The organism is Phormidium sp. CCY1219 (assembly GCF_035615515.1).
GTDB lineage: Bacteria > Cyanobacteriota > Cyanobacteriia > Cyanobacteriales > Laspinemataceae > CCY1219.
The window spans coordinates 26,361-44,820 of the sequence record NZ_JAJENT010000531.1 but is presented as its reverse complement, the minus strand read 5'-3'; the positions used below and the strand labels follow the sequence as shown (position 1 = coordinate 44,820).

The following is an 18,460-nucleotide window of genomic DNA, read 5'->3' as shown; positions in this document are numbered from 1 at the left end:
ACCTTTCGCTTGCCTGAAAAGCTCGATGGCAACCGATGCCTTCGATTATGGCATTGTTGCCTACCCTGGAAATTCGCTCGAACCTTTTACTCGCTGCCAAGGGGGGGCACTTCTATGGTGGCTTCCCCAGTGGCAATGTCGAGCAACCTCTCTAAGCCGATCGGTTCCATTGTCTGAGGATGAATCGGTTCTAATACGTCGATGAGCAACATCAGTTGGTCTATGGCAAGACGGGTAATTTTACCCCCCTCAATTCGGTTAATCTGCGGCCCGGATATCCCCGGCACCAACTCTGGATCGATATACAAGTCTTTGCCGCGCTCTTTGAGCAACTCAGACTCTTGGGTGGCGATGTATTGCCCCAGATCGTGTACCGATGTCCAACCCCGATGGTGTCTGAGCCAACGCAGGTATCGACCCAAGTGCAGCAGTCCAACTTGAGTTAACCGGCGATTTTTTGTCAGTGTGTTTTGGGGCATATGGGTAAAGCTATGAGTTTCTTGATTGCAAGACAATGAGTATGATGTTATCTTATCATAGCCAATTGCCTATGATTAATTATTGAGTTTTGGATTTCATATAGTTAATATGCGATTGCCCTGGAATAAAAAAATTCAGGCAAAATCGCGCTTTCCTCTCCTGGGCGGGAAACCCAGGGATGAAAGCGCATTTCCTGGCTCTTTCTGGCGCGTGCCGTTTGTCGTAGCGCGAGCTTTTATTACCACAAAACAGGACAGTCTGTCAACCCTTCAATGAGGGCTTGACAAAAATTAATCTTTGTGCTTTTCGGCAGCGCGTAAAATCAAGTTCCGGGCAACGGTTTGGGTGCCGGTATGCTCGAAGTAGTTGGTGGACATATCTAGGAAAGCGGCGACATAATCGAGTTTATCGTCGGCGATGTCGATAAATTGCTTCAAATGACTGAGTACGTTTTGTGGGTTGAGATTGCGAGATGCCACTAATTTATTCATCCACCCTTGCACGGAGGTAAAGGTTTCCCCTAAAAAGTTGAGTTTTCCGCTGTTGTTTTTGCCCGGAATTGCACTGCTAATGGTTTGAAAGGTGGGATTGGTTTCCAGTTGGGCGGGACTCATTTGCGTGAGAGTGTTATTCGCTTTTTGGATGAAATCCGGTCCGAGGGGAATTATGGCATCCACGCAGACTAATGCCGCCATCCGCATCACCGCTTCGTTATGATAGTTGGATAGAGCCGTGGCAAAGGCGGTAGGAGAGTTGGGAATGCCGTGCAGTTTGCTGTAGGCGATCGCTTCTACGGCAATTTTTAAGCACAGATCCAGGGTTTGCGTGGTGTCGGCTTTCGGGGTAAGTTTATTGAGGAAACCGAGAAATCCGATTTTTTCGCTGACTTTATTCGCCAGTGCTGCAGCACCTAGGGCTGTATCGGCGCGATCGACGGTTTGGTAAAGCCACAGGGCTTGCTGATAGCCCAGGGAGGAGTCATTATACAGGTCAAGGGCGCGATCGCGAATTTTCTTAATCTTTTTTTCCTTATGTTTGCCGGTCACTACAGCTATGCTGTTCTCAAAACCAACCAGGTTTTCCCATTCCCCGGGAACCACAAAATCTAGCGATCGCAGCATGTAAGTGGTGACACTGCTTTCGGGCAGGTTATCCACGGCTTCAATAATAGAAGGTTTTGCCATAACGTTATTTCGGTAAAAACCGACTCATACATCGGTGGGTCTGATTTCTATTGTAGTCCCGTTGCACGGCTTACGGGTTCCAAAAACGATGAAGTTGATTAGAGTCAAAGGATAGAATCAAGATTATGGCTCGATTTTCCGATTTTCCCCAATATTCCGAACGCTACGATCGCGCGGTGCAGTTTGCCCTCAGCGCTCACCGCTACCAACAGCGCAAACATCGCGATCTTCCTTATATCTTACACCCCCAAGCCGTCGCCAGCTACGTTTGGCTGCAAGGGGGTAGCGAATCGGAAGCGATCGCCGGCTGGTTGCACGACTACGCCGAGGATGTGGCCCCCTCGATCGAGGCAGGATTGCATACCCTGGAAGTGGAATTTGGCGCGGAAGTGGCGGCGATCGTTCGCGGTTGCACGGAATGCGATCGCACCGGATCGTGGAAAGAACGCAAGCAACGGTATATCCAGCAAGTCGCATCCAGTTCTGATTCCGTATTGCGCGTTTCTTTAGCGGATAAATACGATAACTTTGCCAATGGATATCTTAGCCTCGGCAAATCGCGCCCGGAATTGATTTGGTTTGGCTCGACTCTCGCCGAAATTTATCAGCAGCGCTTGCAAGAAAGTTGGTTGACCCGTCAGTTTGCTGCTGTAGTGGAGCGCTTGAAATTGCTATAGACAATCTGTTTTTTATTGGATAATTTATTGCATTTTGAGAGTTTTTTAATTGGAATTATGGGGATAAAAATATGGTGTGGTGCGTGACGCCCTGGCGTGGATTTGGGGGTTTGTCCCAGGGATGGGGTGACGGGGGTCACGCACCCTACGGTGGGGTGAATGGGGGGAGGGATTAGAAGTTGCTACTTTCGTTCGATTGAAATTCCAACTGCTGCTGCAACTCTTGGCGCAGGCGATAGAGGACGGTATTGGGTTCTACGCGAGATAAAATATCTTGGATGACCGTATTGGCACCTAAAGGACCCCAGGTACAGCCTTGTGCTAAATATACTTGTGCGGCTTGTCCCACTTTGTAGGTGCCGAAACCGGCCATTGAAGCTTGAGCGATCGCCGCACCAGCATAGCCGGTAATCCCGCCCACATCGCCAGTTGCGCCGACAATCGCCGCCGCACTCTTGCCAAACCCCATAAACAACCCATTTGCCAACTCACTCAGCAACAAACCGCTACTGCTAAATAAAATCTGCTGCCAGAGTTTTCCCGCCTCGTAGCCAGTCATCGGCAATCCGTATAACCGGGCCAGGGCGCGAATCAGCAACAAGTCAGCGATCGCACCGCCCATCAAATCCACCACAGCGATCGGATTGAGTGCCACCACCAACGCCTTATACTGAGCGAAGCGCCAAATCAACTGTTCCGCTTGCTCTTCGCGCGCTTCTATGCTACAATTAGCCAATGCTTCCTGCGCCTCTCTGGCCTGCACCAAGGCATTAATCGCCAATAGCGATCGCCCTTGCTGGTTCACCACCTGCAAAATTTTCTGTTTCAACTCGTCAATTTGTGCTGGTGGCGTTTCCCACTCGTATGACACCTGCCCGTCGGGCCATTCCACCCGCACTTGCAAGGGAGCCGGTTCTGCCGATACCATCACAATATCTTCCTGGTGCGGGAGACGGTCTACGGGTGCTTTTGCCTCCGCCTCACGCCAATCATCCTCCCATTCTGGGACGGTGCGCTTCTGCTTCGCCGAGGCAAAATACTGTAACTGTCGGTAAATTGCCCGCCGATCTTGCTCCGGATACAAGTCAACTTTATTAAACACCAAAATCAACGGCTTCTGGGTGCGGCGCAATTCGCACAGGGCGTCGTATTCGGTGCGGGTAATATCGCCAGAGACGACAAACAGAATCAAATCTGCCGCCTGGGCCACATTGCGCGCCATTTCCGATCGCGCCTGACCTTCCACTTCATCCAGTCCCGGGGTATCGATTAACTCCACCGGTAAATTGTCGGCCACATTCCACTGTACCGATCGCGGCCATTGGGTAATCCCATGGGTCGGGCCGGTGGTCAAGATTTTCTCACCCATCAGTGCATTCAACACCGCCGATTTGCCGCGACTGACCAACCCAAAGGCGGCGATGCGAAGCACATGGCGATCGAGCTTTTCCAGGGTCGCCGAGAGGCGATCGAGTTGCGCTTGTATCTGCGCCTGCTGCTTGACGTCCATTTCCCCGCGTCTGTTGCGACGAATGTGGGAATACCAGGACAGAGCTTGCCGGATGCTGGCGCGGGCGCTGTTAATCTGCGGATCTTGCCGAGGGGAAGCGGTTCCCATGGGCGGGGATTGGGATGAGTTGGGGGAATTAGGTGCTTGGCTCAAGGTTCGGAATCGATAAACGCTCTCCATCTCTATTGTCCTGCAAAGCTTGCACTTGTGCAGTGAGGCTTTCCGACTTCTTGGATTCCGGTGCCAAACGCTTCACCATTTGCTTGACAAATCCTTGCAAAAATGCTACGCGCTGATTTTGCTCGAATACGGCTTTTAACGTTTGTCCCAGTTTCTCCAAATTTACCCCGGATTCTACACTGGCATCTCGAGCTTGGAAATATTCGATCAAGCTCAATCCTGCCAACCGGGTGAGATACGCGGCGCTGATGCCTTGGACTAACCCTCCCGCCACGTAGGTGACGGCGTTGCTTTTCAAAATAGCGGTGACGGTTTGAGTAGACAGTTCCACTAACCCCAGTTTGACCAGTTGTTCCCCCAGGGCGGCGGCGATCGCCTTCTCTCGTTCTACCGAGAATTTTTGCTGGTAAATTTCCCCTAAATCGATGACTAATTGCGTGGTTACGGCACCCGTGGCGACCAAATCCAGTGCCGCCACCGGGTTGGCAAAGGCAGCCGCAGCGGAAATATACTGATATTTTTCTAGAACCCCCAAGGCGCGATCGCGTCTGATGTCATTCAATGTCTGTTGGGCGGCAGCTTTAATCCCGATCGCGGTGCGATAGCTCTGAGCTAACAAGAGCTGTTGCCGCTTTTCGCTGGCGATCGCGCTCAAGCGGGCGGTGAGTTCTCCCATATCCGGTGCGGGTTGTTCCATCGTTTCTTGCCAGGAGTCGTCACTTTGATACTGGCGCACTTTCACCGGGGCGGGTGCGGCGGCGATCGCCACTGCATCTTCGCTCTCCAGGGTCAGTTCCAAGCGATTTCTCACTTGCTGCAAAATTCCCGCTTGTTGTTCGGGCAAATAGCGGTCTTTTTTATTCCACACTACCACCACCGGCACGGAAGCATTCACCAATTGTTGTAAGGTTTGAAATTCCGGGTCGGTTAAGTCGCCGGTGGTGAGGAACAATACCAAGTCGGCGGCGGTGGCGGCATCCCATGCGGTTTGCGAAATGTTCCCGGCGGTATCGCCGCCTTCGGTGGCGGTAAATAATGCCGGAATTTCCCGAAAGGCGATCGCCCCGGCAGATGGTGGCGGGTTAAAGTTGGCATCCAGCCATTCTCGCAGGGTGGTTTTGCCGGTGCCTTTGCCCCCGAGGAGGGCCACTTGCAGGTCTTGGCGCTGGGTATCGCCGCAGAGACTTTCGAGGCGATCTCGCCACTGTTGGACAATCGGGGGGCGATCGCCTTCGCTTTCCACCTGGGTAATGATGGTTTGCGCCTGAGCGATCGCTTTGTCCAAGGTTTCGCGATTTACCGCTTCCGCCGCGATCGCTTTGATGGTGGGGGGGTCGCGTCTTTGGAATAACCAAAATCCGGCCCCCAGGGCGATCGCCCCCAGGATGCCGATTTCTCCCACTTCACTCCAGGAGTCTTGCACGCTCTCGAGTGCCCACAAGGCAAACGACAAACCAATGCCGCCAATTAAAATAGGTCGCCGCAGTTTAACCGCCATGATACTTGAGTTCCAATTTTTTCCGAATCGATAGATAGTTAGAGCGCGGCACAACCCAGAGGAATGCCTCGGCGCTGACGCCATCGCCCTCAATTTTATTGTACCGCTCATCCCCAATACCGAGGGGCAGCGATCGCTTCGTCGGATTTATCAACATGCAACAAACCCCTGCAACCATTTGCGATTGCAGGGGTTTGGGGGGTGGAATGGCGGGAGGCGGATTTGAACCACCGACCTTCGGGTTATGAGCCCGACGAGCTACCAGACTGCTCTATCCCGCGTCGTCGTTGTTTTGATTATAACCATAACTTAACCTGTTTGACAACCCCTTCGGTCAATTTTTTTTTGATTGCCCGGTCAAACCAGGATTGGTTAAGCGTTACAGCGATTATAGCATTCCCCCTGTCACGATGACCACCCTGGGGGCAGGGGAAATTTTTTGACGGGATTGCGGAGGTAGGAGGCATTTCCCCGGGGCATGGGGAGGCATTGCTTAAGAAAACATTAACAAAATGCCTGAATATCTGTTCAGATGTTATAGTTAAAACTGAAAAGCGATTCAAGAAAGGAAAAACAAAAATGGCTCCTGTAACTGACATGAAATGTGCTTGTGACTCTTGCCTGTGCGTGGTTTCCACAGATAAAGCCGTGATGAAAGACGGAAAATACTACTGTTCCGACGCCTGCGCCAACGGTCATCCGAATGGGACAGGGTGCGGCCACCAAGGGTGTGAATGCCACGCTTAAGCAGATCTCCAGCAATAGACAAAAAGACCCTCACTGCCGAACGCGAGTGCTTCGGCGGTGAGGGCGATCGCGTTAAGTAGAAGGCAAGTTATCGGTCGGTGGGGGTTCCGAGGGCGGTTCCTTACCCGGAATAAAATCTGGTGCGGGGTCGATAATGCGATCGCCGGCATCAATACAGATCGCCAACGCTTGGGTAGTAATCAAATCGATTTCATTTTTCAACCCCACCACACACTGGGCAAACCGTTCGGGCAATAAACTGCTACCGCAAAACTGCAAAATTGCCGGGGCATCGCTGACCTCAGAGACTTCGGCGATATCCACCACACAGGTTGCCAACTCCAGAGGACGCCGCACCTGCTGACAGGCAACCAAGGCATCGGAGGCGATAATATCGGTATTGACATCGATATCCACCACGCACTCGGCCAACTCTTCCGGGTCGAGGACCGAAGAACAAGCTAAGGCGACGCTTTCCGGAGGGAGTTGGCGACGCAACAGGTCTTCGGCGCAGATATCGTAAGGGTTAGCCGCCACAGCGGGTTTGAGAAAAGGGGAGAAGGTAGCGATCGCGGGCAACAAACCCATGCCAACGAGGGCCAATTTGAGGGGACTGCGAGGGAGGCGATCGCGGATTTGGCGAAACATTTGGGACTCCTCAGAAAAAAAACAACCGAAATTAGGGCATTACGGGTTTCCCCGACCCAATAAATCCAACAATGGATTTGAAAGTCGTTCCGTTAAAGATCTATACTAGAGAGTCTGGGAAAATAGTTTACGAACTGACGAGGAAACTTCATGGCACGATATCGAGGCCCACGGCTAAGAGTTGTACGTCGTTTAGGAGAATTGCCCGGTTTAAGCCGGAAATCTCCCAAGCGCACCTATCCCCCCGGGGAACACGGTCAGGGTCGGCGGAAGCGCTCCGAGTATGCGATCCGCTTGGAAGAAAAGCAAAAACTCCGCTATAACTACGGACTGAGCGAAAAGCAGCTTTTGCGTTACGTGCGTCGCGCGCGCCGCCTGACGGGTTCCACGGGGCAAGTGCTGTTGCAGTTGTTGGAAATGCGACTGGATAACACGGTTTTCCGTTTGGGGATGGCTCCCACGATTCCCGCCGCCAGACAATTGGTCAGTCACGGTCACATTCTGGTGAATGGTGGACGGCTGAATATTCCCAGTTATAGCTGTCGTCCGGGAGACGTTATCGCCGTCAGAGACCGGGATAGCTCTCGCAAATTAGTGGAAGCGAACCGGCAATCCCCCGGTTTGGCCCACCTTCCCAACCATTTGGAGTTTGATAAAGACAAACTGGAAGGCAAGGTGAACGGGATTATCGAGCGCGAATGGGTTGCCCTACAGATTAACGAACTGCTAGTGGTGGAATACTATTCTCGACAAGCGTAATTATTGGAATTGTGCTGCTTCTTACCGCGCAGCGTCATAAGTTTTGAGAAAGCCCCCAAATCCGTCAGTAAGGGGGCTTTTGATTTGGGGCAGGGTGGAGGAATTTGGCTGATAGGGGTCGCAAAAGCCTCGGGCGGGATGATTGGTTGGTTCCCGATGGGGATTAGCCGCCAATTTGGGACATGGTGCGGCTGTAGGTGCCGGTGGTGCCGGATTCGCGCTGTTTAAAGTTGATTTCGGGTTTGATGGCGAGCAAGCGAGCGACCTGTTCGCGAAGTTCCGGTAGGGGGGTGTGGTGGCGTAAGGCGGATTTTAAGTCGATTTGACCGATTTCGTTGAGCAGACAGGGGCGCAACCAACCATCAGCGGAGAGGCGCATGCGGTTGCAGCGATCGCAGAAACATTCGGACATTTGGGAGATAAAGCCGAGGGTTCCTTGGGCACCGGGGATTTGAAAGACATCCGCCGGGCCGTTCCCGCGAACGCGAGATTCATGCAAGCCCCAGCGATCGCGAAAAAGTTGGCGGAGTTGTTCCGAGGGAATCCACCCGCGATCGCCAAACAGGCGATCGTTGCCGATGGGCATAAATTCGATAAAGCGGACATGCCAGTGGCGATCGCGCGTTAATGCCGCCAAATCGAGCACTTCGCGATCGTTAACGCCAGGAATCACCACCACATTGAGTTTCAGCGGGTCGAACCCGACGCGATATGCCGCTTGAATGCCATCCCAAACCTGTTGCCACCGACTGCGCCCGCGAGTGCCGACAATTTCATCAAAGGTATCTGGATCGAGAGAGTCCAGACTGATGTTAATCCGACGCAACCCGGCATCGTAGAGTTGTTGTGCCATTGGCGCGAGTAAAAAGCCGTTGGTGGTCATCGAGAGGTCGCGAGTGGCGGGCAAAGACGCGATCGCCCGCACGATATCCACCACCCCCGGGCGGATCAGCGGTTCCCCCCCAGTCAAGCGAAATCGCGTAAATCCCAGGGGCACAAACACCTGTTCGAGTAAGGTTAATAATTCCTCATGGGTGAGCAAATTCTGTTGCAGGATATAATCCAATTCCTCTCCTTGCGGCATACAGTATTGACAGCGAAAGTTGCAGCGGTCAATCAGACTGATGCGTAAGTAATCCACTTGATTCATGCTCTCCCCCAATTCGGTGAACTTATCGAAAGCTGCTGCTTTCTTAATTTAACATTTTTTAAAACCGCCCCGGTTCTGGGAGCTTCACAGAACTCGCGAGAGACTCCCCCCTGGTGTCAGCATGACTATCCCCGGCGTTACCGTTTTCGCGAGACGTGGGGCAATCTTAGCGCTCGGTGAGGCTAGGGGCAAATAGCATCCATCGCCAATTCTGTCAAGTTTTGTTACTATTTTTTCTTGGCTATGCAATATTTAGTAATATTTTTTTGGAATAACATAAATCTGCCTTAAAAAGTTATGATTCTCTTACAAAAAGCCAAAGAAACTATTAAAAAGCGAAGGAATTCAAAAATCAGGGTGTATTGTAAGTTACAAGGAGTGAACTCTGGAGGTTGACACCACTGTGTCACGAGCCTGCATCAAACTCCCCAATGGAAAGTTGATTATCCCTGAAGGAATAATAAAGAAAAGTTAAAACTCACCTACAAATCCGTGAAGCAGGAAGACCCATTCCCAGAAGTTGGCAAATGAATCAGGTTTTTATCTGCACAGTGACCAACTGCTAGATAGAAAGCTAGGGGCTAGAAAAAGCGAGGATAGTATTGACCGATACCGGGCAAGCAAGCTATCGCGACAGCAACGAACTCGTATCGAGCGAGGGAGAGTCAGTCAATCCACCGCAACAGAAGCAAGAGGAAAAAAGATGCTACAAAAAATGCTGAGCGAACAAAACTTACAACCGTTCAATCAAAAGCCTGTAGAGAACGACGAATTTGTGGGAGAAAAAGGATTAGAAGAGATTGCTCGGTTAGCCGCTCAATTATGCAGCACGCCGGTGGCATTAGTGCAAAGCAAAGAGGGGGGTCAGCATTGGTTTAAAGCCAGACCAGAAGCGGGAATGGCGGAAATTGTATCCGGGTGGACTGAAGGGCGATCGCTGCATTGTTTTTCCATTGGAGACAAGAGCTGGAACGACTGCACGATCGCGTCTTCGTGCTTTAGCTTTTGCCAGAAGATACCCTTACTCGATGGGGAAGGCACTTGTCTCGGTCATTTGTGGGTAATGGATAACGTGCCACACAAGCTCGATACTGCTGTGGTGATGGCATTAGAAAGCTTAGGAAAAATTGCCGCACAATTGCTAAAAACCCACGGCAAAACACTCAGTCCTTTTTCCCGGAAAGCGGCGCGAATCAAAGCGAGACAGGAGGGGCAAAACCTAGAAGATGCGTTCAACGCCCATCCCGATCCCACTCTATTAATCGATTGTCAAGGAAAGATTTTACTCGTGAATCGAGCAGCAGCGAGACAGCAGGGCTATGAAGCGCGCAAACTCAACGGAACCTGCATTTACGAAATTTTACCCACCGAACTCGCGCAACAGATAAGCCACCACGTTAAAAAAGTAATTCAGACGCAAAAGCGAGAACAGTTTGGGACAAAGCGAGGGGATATCGACGCCAAAGGCACGATCGCGCCAATTTTCGATCGCAGAGGGAAGCTGAGCAAACTGGCGATCGTGATGCGAGAGACACAACTCGAGAACGCACTGCTCAAGACAAAAGCCGGGTTAAAAAACCCAAAAGGCGAGAAACTGCGAGATCCAAGCGGGCAATTGCAAGGGATGCGCGATCGCTTAACCCGAGAAATCGCCCGAGGGAAAACCCTAGAAACGCAACTGAGAGAAACCCAAGACATCGTGCAAGCGCTGCTCAACGCCACCCATGAAATCGCAGGCATTCTAGATCGCGACGGCACCATTTTAGCCGCCAACTCGATTGCGGGGCAACAACTGGGGATGAGTGCCAGTGAAATCATCGGTTTATGCGCCTACGACTTGTTACCATCCAAACTCGCCAACAGCAGAAAAGCCGCCATCGATCGCGTCTTCGAGACTGGAAAGCCGCAACAATTTGAAGACCGACATAATGGCAGAGATATCGACAACAGTATTTATCCCATCTGCACCCGCCAAAATCAAGTCACGAAAGTTGCTATTTTTGCCCGAGATATTACCGAACGAAACCCGTGCCAATTGCAGTTAAAAACCGAACGGGAAAGACTCTATCAACTCCTGGATAGATTACCCGCCTTCGTCTATTTGCAAGCCCCGGATTGCTCCATTCGGTTTGCCAACCGTTATTTTCGGGAAACCTTTGGCGAACCGCAAGGAAAATGCCGAGATAACCCGCCGGCAAAGATTCAAAACCCCGGCGAAGGATGTCCCACAAAAGAAGTGTTTAAGAGCCAAAAATCGCGTCAGTGGGAGTGGCACAGCGAAGACGATCGCACCTATGAAATCTACGACTATCCCTTTGCCGATATAGATGGGAAACCGTTAGTATTAGAACTCGGAATTGACATCAGCGATCGCAAACGAGCCGAAGAAGGATTGCGCTCCTCCGAAGCCCTGTATCGACTCATCCTCACCAATGTTTCCGATGCGGTATTCATCACCGACGACGAAGGAGCCTTAACCTTTATCTGTCCCAACGCCGAAGCCTTTTTCGACTATTCCGTTGCCGAAATGCAAGCAATGGGAAATATCAGCCACCTGATTGGCGAGGACCTATTCGATTTGCAACAGCTTAAAGCCGTTGGCGAAATTGAAAACATCGAGGGAGAAGTGCGGGAGAAAAACGGCAGACGCCGCACGGTTCTGATCAACGTGAAACGAGTCGCCATTCAAAACGGAACCACCCTTTACTGTTGTCGCGACATCACCGATCGCAAACAAGCGCAGATGGAGATGATGCAAACCAACTCCCTGCTAGAAGCCAGCGAAGAACGGTTTCGCCTCTTAGTCGAAGGCGTCAGAGATTATGCAATTTTCATGCTCGATCCGGTGGGCAAAGTGGTGAGTTGGAACGAAGGATCCGAAAGAATCACCGGGTATTTAGAACCCGAAATTATCGGTCAGCATTTCGGTTGTTTTTACACCCCAGAAGAGGTGAAAAACGACAAACCGCATCAGGCGTTGCGCTTAGCCGCCGTTGCCAGTCGCATGGAGGAAGAAGGGTGGCGCAGGCGCCATGACGGATCGTATTTTTGGGGGGATATGCTAATTGCCGCATTGCGAGACGAGAGGGGATATTTGCGCGGATTTTCCGTGGTCATTCGGGATATTACGGAGCGCAAGCGGCTGCAAGATAAATTATGGCACGCTGCCTTTCACGATGCCCTGACGGGGTTGCCCAACCGCGCCATGTTAACCGATGCCTTGTGGGATGAGCTAGAGGTGAAATCAGAGAAAGCCGAGTCGGGGTTTGCCCTGCTGTTTCTGGATTTAGATGGATTCAAATTGGTGAATGATTCCTTGGGGCATAATATTGGAGACGAGCTGCTGGTGGCGATCGCGCGACGACTGGAAAACTGCCTGCGATCGCGAGATTTAGTCGCGCGCCTGGGCGGGGATGAATTTGCCATTTTGCTGCGAGATATGCAAGAGATTGGCGAAGCGACAGCGGTGGCCCAGCGGATCCACCAAGTGTTAGAGGATCCGTTTCAGATTAAAAATCACAAAGTTTATACCAATGCCAGTATTGGTATCGCCTTCCACCGCAGTGCAGATGCGCGGGGAGGGGAATTGAGTGCCGGCGATCGCCCCGAGATTGGCGCGCATCAAGTGCGCCAGTGGCGATCGCAACAGCCCGAAGATATCCTCCGCCATGCGGATACGGCAATGTATCGCGCCAAACGAGAAGGGCGCGGCTGTTTCATGGTTTTTAACGAAACCATGCACGCCGGGGTTGTGGAGCAGTTAGAGTGGGAAAATGACCTGCGACGAATGCTGCAGCATCCCGAGGATGAATTGCTGCTGCACTACCAGCCGATCGTCTCCCTGAAAACCGGGCAGGTGACGGGATTTGAGGCCCTAGTCCGCTGGCAACACCCAGAGAAAGGGATGATTTCGCCGAGTCAGTTTATTCCGATTGCCGAACAAACGGGTGCGATCGTGCCGTTGGGGATATGGGTGCTGCGCGAAGCCTGCTGGCAACTGCGCCGCTGGCACGGGGAATTTCCCCGTACTGTGCCCCTGACGATGAATGTGAATTTGTCCGGGAAACAGTTTTCGCAACCGGATTTCATCGAGCAAATCGATCGCATTTTGGCAGAAACCGGGATTGATGCGAGCTGTTTGAAATTAGAAATCACCGAAAGCATGTTGATGGAAAATCCGGAAGCGGCAAATGCAATGTTGGCACAATTGCGAAAGCGTCAGATTCAGTTGTGCATTGATGATTTTGGCACCGGGTATTCGTCCTTGAGTTATCTGCGAAAATTGCCGGTGAATACGTTAAAAATCGACCGTTCGTTTGTGATGGATTTGGAGCGGGAGAAAAATAATGGGGAAATTGTGCGGACGATTTTGATGCTGGGGCATAATTTGCGGATGGATGTGGTTTGCGAGGGAGTGGAAACCCCCGGGCAGCTCGAGCAGTTGTCGGCGTGGCAGTGTGATTACGGTCAAGGATATTTGTTTGGCAAGCCGTGCCATCCGCAAACCGCATCCGAGGCGATCGCCACGGTTTATCGATGCAATCTTAGGGATTGATTTCTTGCACGGACCAACTGCGATCGCTTTGTCGCAAGTAGAGCCAGCGATTTTGCGGGTTGCCGCGCAATTCCAGGCACTCCACCCGGATCGGATCGAGCAACAGCAGGCAAAACGGGTCTGTGGGTTGCACCGGGTCCGGGGCGGGGGGGTCGAAGTCGGCGTTGGGGTGGCGAGGTTGTCCCGGCGCGGGCCATGCAAATTGCAAGCGGGCACTGGGGGAGAGGTCTTGCCATGCTATGTGGCGCGCTTGTTGCAATTCGGGGGTTTCGGCGTCGCTTTTGACTGAGGTGAGGGTTCCTTGCAGCCGATATTGTTCCCGGGTGATGGGAAAATACCAGCAGGCTTCGGCTTGGGGATTGAAATCGATTTGTTCGATTTTTTCGCTGCGCCCATCGGTGACGATTTTGAGCCGATCGCTGTCTTGGAGAAAGCCGCGAAACACTACGGTGCGGTTGGCGGGGCTGCGATCGCGGCGGATGGTAGCAAGCTGGAAATACTTCGCGTCGGCGCGGGCGCGGTTGCGATGGAGTGCCCGAGACAGGGGCGATCGCCAAGGTGCAAGAGACATGAGGGCTTTCCGATCTATTCCAAGGTTAGTGTTTTATTATACCGCTCCGGCGATCGCTGCGCGGCGCAATGCGCTGTAGGGATTCGGTGTTTCCGAGGGCGATCGCGGTGGCGATAAGCGAGGGGGTAGGGTAACATAACATATCCAAATCTGGGATAGGAATATTCTTAATTAAATCTTTAACGATCGCCTCTTGAGGCTTTATTTCTCTGACATGACTTCCGCACCTTTGTCACGGGTAGTCACGGGTAGGGGGGCAACGAGTTGCCCACCCTACAGGTAGTGCTTTATTGAATCTTTACCGGGGATGGGAATATTCTTAATTAAATCTTTAACGATCGCCCCTTGAGGCTTGGATGGTTTGAGTTTAGGTTGAGTTAAGTTCGAGCGATCGCGGGTTGGTGGCGGGCGGGTTCTCCCTCAGTTCAAAGCGTCAAGCCTAGGGTTGTGGCGGGGAAAATTCCTCTGGGGGCTGTCTGCCCCCTCACAATTTAAGCGAGGGACTTCAACCGGGTTGTGAGTCCCTTCTGCTACCATAGTGGACACCGGGGACAACACCCCATTCACGGGGAAGGGGGTAAACGAGAACCGGGAAGTGGTGAAAATATTAACAAATTTCAAGAACCCTTGACATTATGCGAATTTCTATGTAAACCCTTAATGAAAGGGGTCAACGGAATCCTGGGGCACTTCGGGTTTGGCGGGACCTATAATGGGCATACCACGGCGAATACAAGGTTGTGCGACAATCGGGCGCGCCCGATTGTTGTTGGTTGGAGTGTCGCTTTCCTGTAGGAGGGTGAAGTATGGGGTCAATTGCGAGAGCGATCGTTTTGCGGCACACTCGGCAGGAAAAAGCACTGGAGGGGCAACCGTAATGGCACGATCCGATCGCGGTTTTTTGGCTTTTGTCCTTCATTGATGGGATGGACATTGGCGGGAGATGCGCGCCTTTTCTCGATTGCAAAGCGATCGCATCCAATTGCAGTTATTTTACAACTTGTAAACACCGAGATGGGAGAGAGCGCGGCAATCTATGGCCGGCGCGGATGGTAGACTGCTGATGGTTTTATGTTAACGTAGAAAACGATTTTTCCACCTCAATGCCCGTGCAAAAATTCAAGGAGTATCGTAAATGGTGTTCGCCAGCCAATCTAGAGCAGTGGCAGGGAAATGCCCTCTTTTAATCCGCCAGTCAAGTCAGCGGAAAACTGCCTCTAAAAGCAGGTTTGGGGAGAGGCTTAAACTGGAGTTGGAAAATACAGAGCGCTTTGGGGAACAGCTAAAGTTAGCTCGTGAATTTAAAGCACAAAAAAAAGGAAGGGGAGTGCCAATCGGGAATGCACAATACCATCAAACAATTCAATGGAAAACCAAGACGGAGGCGATCGCTGCTATGGAGGATGAGCGCCGCAAGCAAGGTGATGGCTAAGGGAAAGCGTGCAGAAGCGATCGCGCCAGTGCAATACAGTTAGATGCGAACCGAACTGGGAAAAGAACATACAGGGGTCAATAAGATGTTAATACAACTGTTAGAAGATGCAGTGGTGCGATTCAAGTCGCGCAACTCAATGCAGGAAGGATGGGATGTTTCATGGGATGAAGCCATCGAGTTGATTGCTCAGGTGGCGAGGGAACTGAGTCGCCAGCGCCATCGAGATAGAGGTCAGGTGGAGAGCCACGGTAGAGGGGATAGATCCCCTGGCGACGCAGTTGCGCATTTCCGGGAGGAAGAGAGTTGCAAAGATGGAGAAGGGATTTCGGTTTCCACCCGGGCGCTGCTGTGCAATCAAGCGGGAGAGGGGGAAAACAGCAACCTCACCGAGTCGTGGTTGGATCCATTGACGCGGGGAGATCGAGCGAACCCACGAGAGATGTTCGCGGGTTTATGGTTGATCCAAGATGTACTGCAGCAGCTAACGGCTTTGCATGCATTGGATCGCGATCGCCCAGCAGATCCGCCCCAGGTGTCGGGTTCTGAAGGGGTGGAGGAACATCCCCCCAGGGAGGAACGGCAGTCAGGGTCATTGCTAAGGGAGGTTGACGATCGCGAAACCGAGGCAGGGGTACACTTGGCGCTACAACAGATGCAGCAGCACAAGGTAGAAAATCAAATTGCACCGACGATCGCGCCGTGGGGAACCCTCAGCCATCGGGTTTGGCAACATATTCCGCCCCCCCCTAACCCGCGCAGCCTAAGCGCGCGATGGGGGAGCGCAGATGTGTGGTTTCCGGGGGTACAACAGAGCGAGTCGGTGGAAATGCCTGGGTTGCCCCGATTAGAAGAGAGCGGCGAACCAGGGAATCGGGCAAGGGGGAGTTGGCAAGAAAGCGAGTGGGGAGATTATACCTTAGCCCAACACTGTCCGGTGGGAATGTTCTATAGCGATGCTGGGGGAGAGCGATTATTGTATGCCAACCCGCGCTGGTGCGAAATGACCGGGAAGCAACTAGGGGAAGCGATCGGGGTAAATTGGCTGACATGTATCCATCCCGACGATCGCGCCAAAGCAAGCGGGCGATGGCATGAGGCGCGGGAAGCCGAAGCATTATTTCACGGGGAGTACCGGGTACAAAATGCAGATGGCGAGACGCGCTGGGTGCTGGCGCAGGCGAGTCCATCCAGGGAAGGTGAGGGGAGACCGACGGGTTATGTGGGAACCCTGACCGATATTACCTATCGAGTGCGCGCCGAGGAGAAACTTCGCAAAGCTGCTTTTCACGACCCCTTGACGGGTTTGCCAAATCGCACGTTTTTCAAAGAGTGTTTGAGTCGGATATGCGAGAGACTCAGACGAGAGTCCGAGGAGATGTCGGCGGTGTTGTTTGTGGATCTCGATCGGTTTAAGGCGATTAACGATAACTTGGGCCATGAAATGGGCGATCGCTTGTTAAAATCGATCTCGCGGCGACTGTTAGCCTCGGTTCGCAGTGTCGATACGGTAGCGCGTTTGAGCGGCGACGAGTTTGCGATTCTGCTCGATGAGATCCAAGATGTGAGCGATGCCACCCGGGTGGCGCAGCGGATTCTCGCCAGCTTCAATTCACCATTCAAACTCAACGGGCATGAAGTGCTAACCAATGCCAGTATTGGGATTGCCTTGAGTCGCGATCGCGCCTCCGGGGTGGTGTATCATTCTCCAGAAGACTTGTTGCGAAATGCAGATACCGCCATGTACCGCGCCAAAACCCACGGACGCGGTTGCTACGAACTGTTCGATCGCACCATGCACGAACGCGCTGTGGCGCTGTTGCAATTGGAAAATGACCTGCGCCGCGCATTACCAGAAGCAAAAGCAGAAACTTTGCATCTGGATGCCACCGAGGACATGGAAGGCGGCGAAAATGGGCGGCAAGAAAGCATCGGATCGGTTCTGGATTGCTATGTGCCATCTGGCACTCGGTTCGGGGAGGGGGCAAGCGAGGGCCCCTTGTCGGAGTTTGCCATCTACTACCAGCCGATGATATCCTTGGAAACCGGACGGGCGATCGGCTTCGAGGCATTGGTGCGCTGGCAACATCCCGAGCGCGGTTTGGTTTCTCCCTCGGAGTTTATCCCGGTGGCAGAAGACATCGGGAAGATGCAGCAAATCGGTCGCTGGGTCCTGCAAGAAGCTTGCCGTCAGTTTAGCACTTGGCGACAGTTATCTCCTCATGCCGCTCACTTGACCTTAGGCATCAATTTATCCGGGAAACAACTGGCACAACCGGGCTATCTCGACCAAATCGATCGCATTTTGGCCCAAACCGGCATCCCGCCCCATCAATTGATGCTCGAAATCACCGAAAGCGTGCTGATTCAACATGCCGAAATGGCTAGCCAACTGCTCGAAGCATTAAAACGCCGAAAAGTGCGGGTGTGTATTGACGATTTCGGTACCGGGTATTCTTCTTTGAGTTACCTGCATCGTTTTCCCATCGATACTTTAAAAATCGACCGTTCGTTTATTAGTCGCATGAGTGCGGATAGCGACACCGCCGAGTTGGTTCGTTCGATTATCACCATCGCGCATCATCTCGGACTCGAGGCGATCGCGGAAGGTGTAGAAACCGAAACCCAGTTAGTGCAACTGTGGACCTTGAAATGCGAAGTCGGACAGGGGTATTTTTTCTCGCCACCTTTAGATCCTACAGAGGCAGAAGCATTAATTTTATCCTCGCCGCAATGGTAATTCGCCCATTGGAGAGAATTTAAAAAATTTTAACCCTGAGATTTTTCGTGGTGCAGGTTGACACAACCCCGCCAATTCCGTGCGGATCTATCCGGAACGTTCACTTTAACAATGCTCGCAGAGGCGGGAAGGAGAAACAACTTAATGGATTCCCCAATCCAATTTAAAATTTGAGAAACGCCGATTGGGATACAGGGGATTGGGTACCCAAATCCGTTGTTTTAAAACAGATAAAGCGGTGGCTTTAGCAAAAACAAAACCACAGGTTTCGGCGTTCCAATGCGGGCAGCGGCTCAACTGACACCGGGAAGAAAAAAAGCACCGATTTC

The 18,460-nt window shown here is 52.2% G+C and carries 14 protein-coding genes and 1 tRNA gene; 6 read left to right on the top strand and 9 right to left on the bottom strand.

What is annotated here, in order from left to right; genetic code table 11:
- Positions 1-86 precede the first annotated feature (86 nt).
- Together LKK83_RS14540 and LKK83_RS14535 are read right to left on the bottom strand one after the other, a co-directional pair.
- Positions 87-479: a hypothetical protein gene (locus LKK83_RS14540; RefSeq protein ID WP_324631910.1), complete on the bottom strand. Its 393-nt coding sequence runs from the start codon at positions 477-479 to the stop codon at positions 87-89.
- A 291-nt stretch (positions 480-770) separates the two neighbouring features.
- The gene (locus LKK83_RS14535; protein ID WP_324631909.1) at positions 771-1,664 is read right to left on the bottom strand and encodes a hypothetical protein; all 894 of its coding nucleotides are present in this window, start codon (positions 1,662-1,664) and stop codon (positions 771-773) included.
- Between the two features lie 125 nt (positions 1,665-1,789).
- Here LKK83_RS14535 and LKK83_RS14530 point away from each other — a divergent pair, with 125 nt between their 5' ends.
- Entirely contained in the window at positions 1,790-2,341 is a 552-nt protein-coding gene (locus LKK83_RS14530) for an HD domain-containing protein (protein WP_324631908.1), read from the top strand.
- Positions 2,342-2,513: 172 nt separating this feature from the next.
- Here LKK83_RS14530 and LKK83_RS14525 read toward each other — a convergent pair whose 3' ends face one another.
- From LKK83_RS14525 to LKK83_RS14510, 4 genes are all read right to left on the bottom strand, one after another.
- On the bottom strand, positions 2,514-3,959 hold the full coding sequence (locus LKK83_RS14525; protein ID WP_324631905.1) for a GTP-binding protein: 1,446 nt from the start codon (positions 3,957-3,959) through the stop codon (positions 2,514-2,516).
- A 28-nt stretch (positions 3,960-3,987) separates the two neighbouring features.
- Positions 3,988-5,529, bottom strand: a complete 1,542-nt coding sequence (locus LKK83_RS14520) for a YcjF family protein (protein ID WP_324631904.1) — start codon at positions 5,527-5,529, stop codon at positions 3,988-3,990.
- Complete coding sequence (locus LKK83_RS14515; protein WP_324631903.1) at positions 5,519-5,686, bottom strand: hypothetical protein; 168 nt, start codon at positions 5,684-5,686, stop codon at positions 5,519-5,521. The genes LKK83_RS14520 and LKK83_RS14515 overlap by 11 nt, the downstream gene beginning before the upstream one ends.
- A gap of 50 nt (positions 5,687-5,736) precedes the next feature.
- Positions 5,737-5,810: transfer RNA gene (locus tag LKK83_RS14510), tRNA-Met, on the bottom strand.
- Between the two features lie 298 nt (positions 5,811-6,108).
- Here LKK83_RS14510 and LKK83_RS14505 point away from each other — a divergent pair.
- A complete protein-coding gene (locus tag LKK83_RS14505) occupies positions 6,109-6,276 on the top strand; it encodes a metallothionein (RefSeq protein WP_324631902.1) in 168 nt (55 codons plus the stop codon).
- Between the two features lie 72 nt (positions 6,277-6,348).
- Here the strand turns inward: LKK83_RS14505 and LKK83_RS14500 are convergent, their stop codons facing one another.
- A complete protein-coding gene (locus LKK83_RS14500; RefSeq protein WP_324631901.1) occupies positions 6,349-6,924 on the bottom strand; it encodes a hypothetical protein in 576 nt (191 codons plus the stop codon).
- Positions 6,925-7,074: 150 nt separating this feature from the next.
- Between LKK83_RS14500 and rpsD the strand changes: the two genes are divergently transcribed.
- The gene (gene rpsD / locus LKK83_RS14495) at positions 7,075-7,683 is read left to right on the top strand and encodes a 30S ribosomal protein S4 (protein ID WP_324631900.1); all 609 of its coding nucleotides are present in this window, start codon (positions 7,075-7,077) and stop codon (positions 7,681-7,683) included.
- 163 nt (positions 7,684-7,846) lie between these two features.
- Here the strand turns inward: rpsD and moaA are convergent, their stop codons facing one another.
- Positions 7,847-8,833: a GTP 3',8-cyclase MoaA gene (gene moaA / locus LKK83_RS14490; protein ID WP_324631899.1), complete on the bottom strand. Its 987-nt coding sequence runs from the start codon at positions 8,831-8,833 to the stop codon at positions 7,847-7,849.
- A gap of 703 nt (positions 8,834-9,536) precedes the next feature.
- Here moaA and LKK83_RS14485 point away from each other — a divergent pair.
- Positions 9,537-13,388, top strand: coding sequence for an EAL domain-containing protein (locus LKK83_RS14485; protein ID WP_324631898.1), 3,852 nt, complete (start codon positions 9,537-9,539; stop codon positions 13,386-13,388).
- On the opposite strand, the gene LKK83_RS14480 is transcribed toward LKK83_RS14485, so the two are convergent.
- On the bottom strand, positions 13,378-13,959 hold the full coding sequence (locus LKK83_RS14480; protein WP_324631897.1) for an Npun_F5749 family FMN-dependent PPOX-type flavoprotein: 582 nt from the start codon (positions 13,957-13,959) through the stop codon (positions 13,378-13,380). The two genes, LKK83_RS14485 and LKK83_RS14480, sit on opposite strands and share 11 nt — an antisense overlap.
- Before the next feature lie 1,135 nt (positions 13,960-15,094).
- On the opposite strand from LKK83_RS14480, the gene LKK83_RS14475 reads away from it, so the two are divergent.
- Together LKK83_RS14475 and LKK83_RS14470 are read left to right on the top strand one after the other, a co-directional pair.
- Positions 15,095-15,391, top strand: coding sequence for a hypothetical protein (locus tag LKK83_RS14475; RefSeq protein ID WP_324631896.1), 297 nt, complete (start codon positions 15,095-15,097; stop codon positions 15,389-15,391).
- Between the two features lie 85 nt (positions 15,392-15,476).
- Positions 15,477-18,131, top strand: coding sequence for a sensor domain-containing protein (locus LKK83_RS14470; protein WP_324631895.1), 2,655 nt, complete (start codon positions 15,477-15,479; stop codon positions 18,129-18,131).
- The last annotated feature ends 329 nt before the right edge of the window (positions 18,132-18,460 follow it).